Here is a 2,987-nt window from a genome sequence, read left to right on the forward strand (position 1 = left end):
CGGGAGCGCCAATTGCCGCCGTCCCTCGTTGAACATCAGGAATATAAAAAGTAGTGCCAGCGCCACTTTCTTGTTTAGCACCCTTGCATTTATGCTTACCTATGTAAAGTGCAGCACTATCACATTTGGGTGAATTTATTTGTTGTAGCGCCTTTTTCTTGGCAGCAGCAGTTTCTTTAGTACCTCCCCAGTAACTAGTCGCAATCTTCTTTTTATTACTGCCATCGCCAAAAAATACTCTCATTAAAATGTAAGCAGCCAACATACTTATAATTGCTAATCCACTTGGTTTAAATAAATGATGAGTGTACTTACCAATGTCACTATGTGGATTTTGTAACTGTTCAAAATGAAATGGTTGGTTGTTTGTAGAAGTAGTCAAATTATTGCTCATCACGCAAAAAATCAGGAATTAAGAATAGTTAATTAGGAACAGTAGAGGGACTACCAAAAATAATTGGGTCTTTTTCGTGATAATTGATAAACGGAACTGGCCCAATAAAGTAGGGAGTACAAGTCCGACCAACAAAAGGAATAGTCTTGCAGAAACGGAAAAACATAGCAGTGTTAACGGAACCGCTTGATTCATCTATATCCCAAACAACTTGTTTAAATGATTTACCAAAGGGATGACGACCTGTTGGCTCAAGACCACCATTAGCTACAGCTAAAATTCCATAGCCACCTTTTACTTTTTGGACTTTACCCGAAATCCATTGCGCTCCAGTGGTCTGACCAAGACCTGAAGCTTCAAAGTGGACGCAATTATTTTGATTGCAAGGGACATTAAAACCCTCTTGATAACTGCCAGAAATGCTGCGAATCCGGTTAGCTTCTATATCTCCCAATGGCAAATCTACTTGACCAACGAAAGAAAGATCCGGCTCTGGCACATTAGGAAAATTATTCCAAGATAAATCCTTTAATCCGGGGATGTCTGAAATTAGAGTATCTTGCCAATTAGCAAATTCATCAAATGATGAGTTTTCAATCCCCGGAATCGATGTCAGCTTGTATTTAGACAAATCAATTTCATTGCCGAGAGTGATATTATCTAAATTGTAATAATTAGCAACGTTACCAATTCTTTGATTAGTGCTGATACCCATTTGGCGAAAAAAGTCAGCTATTGGTGCTACACTACTGGCTGATTGATTAGCTAAATCAGGTATAGCCTTGACTAAATCGCTAAGGGTTTGAGTTTTGATTATTCCAAAATCGTCAAGCTTTAAACTATCTAGATCAATAGCTAATGCCTGAGATATCGTCGAAAGGGTAAGCTTTTCAATATTCAGATTGGCATCTTCAAAATCCCCAAGCTCCATAAAATCGCCAATACTTTGTCCAGCTTGCCAAGTTCTAGTCTGATTACCTCGGTCAGTTGGGTAAGTCACATTACCAGATTCAGATACAATCATGTCTTGAAACTTCATTTTTGACCAGTCTGGAATCAAGCCATTGTTGCTAGTGAAAAATGGGACTTGTGCTGATGCTTTTGGCAATAAAAATCCAATTGCCTGATTCATAATTCCATACTTACAAAAACTGTGAATAAACAATCCTCCTAGCAACCCAAACAATATTAAATAGCGAATCGTGTCAAAACTAATTTTGGGCGAACGCTTTGATGTTTTCATATTTGTCCAAGCTCAATTAATTTGTTAACTAATTTAAGTGAAACACCAGCTTTATCAGCAGCAGCAGGCATTTGCTCTCCACCTTGAAAATGAGTCAAGAATTGCTCAATCCGATTGTGAAGTTCATCAGATGAAGAGAGCAAACCATTACTAATCGCTACTCTCATCCCCGCTCTGATTTGTTTTATGGTGTTGATAGTTTGTACTAAGGGCGATAATCTCGGTCGAGCTACTAGAGAAAATGGCTTGTCGTTAATAATTAACACTTGACTATATTCAGGACGGGAATTAGATGGAGTAACTTGAAAGTGGTAAACTTTGCGATTGCCAGAAGCAGTTTGAGTAATCACTGTAAGCAAAGTTGCACTTGTTTGCGGCAGTCCTGGAACCGTAACCTTTTTAATCCGGCGTAAGTGAAGTAATCCAGCACTACTGTTTTGACAGTTCTGGTCGATTCCCTCTAAACAACCATCAGTGTCAATCAAAACTTGCGAGGGATCGTCAATCCACACCCGCTTCACCATCTCCTTGACTTCATAAAATGAAATTGATACGCCTGAGCCATTCCAGACCTTAATTTTTTGCAGCTTGGCAGTACTGCCACTAACCTGAGATTGCTTTATGGTGCGGACTGTACTTTGAGCATAGGTTTTGACTGGAACTAGACACACTGCCAAAAAAGCAGCAACCCCAAGCTGGAACGCTGTCATGAGTTTTAACTTCTTCATGGCAACTCCAGAGAACGGTTCACCAAAAAGGTAATCTTCGTCCCCTGTGGGATATACCAAACATTGGGACGAGGGGTGATTTGTTGGTTAGAAGTTTCTGCACGACGAGTAATAATGTCACTAAGCTTGCCAAAAGCACCTTGTAAAAATGCCCCGCCAATATTGCGCTGGCTGTTTGAAGTCGTGCTAGAGCTAAATGTCCCTGTAGCAGAATTAACTACACTGCTACTGGAATCAGATTGATTCAGGATAGTTCCTACTTGACCCAAACCACTGACTAATCCCACAGTCAAGTCAGAACCTCCCCCTTTCTTATCTTGGAACTGTTTAGCTAACAACGGTTTCCCGCCTTCTCCTAATACAGAAATTGCACCGCTACTAATTGGGTACTCAGTGTTATCTTTGATAATGCTGGTGACTTGCACACTTACATAAGAGCCACCATTAACCTGTAGGGGTTCAACGGCTAATAAAGTGCCTTTATGAATTGCCACATTTCCATAGTTGTCATGCAAATCAGCCGTTAATCTAGCAACATAGCGTTTACTATCATCTGGAGCCTGCTGTTGTTGGAAGCGATTTTCGCTTTGCTGCTTGATGACTGGAGTTTGGACTAAAAAGC

3 protein-coding genes and 1 pseudogene are annotated in these 2,987 nt (G+C 40.3%); all 4 read right to left on the reverse strand.

Features of this window, described 5'->3' with window-relative positions:
- Positions 1–394, reverse strand: a pseudogene (locus A4S05_RS37510) (type IV secretory system conjugative DNA transfer family protein); the annotation flags it as partial.
- 28 nt (positions 395–422) lie between these two features.
- Positions 423–1,637 (reverse strand): hypothetical protein, encoded by a 1,215-nt coding sequence (locus A4S05_RS37515; protein WP_069074819.1) that lies wholly within the window; start codon positions 1,635–1,637, stop codon positions 423–425.
- Positions 1,634–2,347 carry a hypothetical protein gene (locus A4S05_RS37520; RefSeq protein WP_069074820.1) on the reverse strand — a complete coding sequence of 238 codons (714 nt, stop codon included), beginning with the start codon at positions 2,345–2,347 and terminating at the stop codon, positions 1,634–1,636. The genes A4S05_RS37515 and A4S05_RS37520 overlap by 4 nt, the downstream gene beginning before the upstream one ends.
- Before the next feature lie 14 nt (positions 2,348–2,361).
- On the reverse strand, positions 2,362–2,987 hold a 626-nt coding region (locus tag A4S05_RS37525), incomplete at its 5' end, for a TrbI/VirB10 family protein (RefSeq protein WP_141699927.1).

It is taken from the genome of Nostoc sp. KVJ20, assembly GCF_001712795.1.
GTDB lineage: Bacteria > Cyanobacteriota > Cyanobacteriia > Cyanobacteriales > Nostocaceae > Nostoc.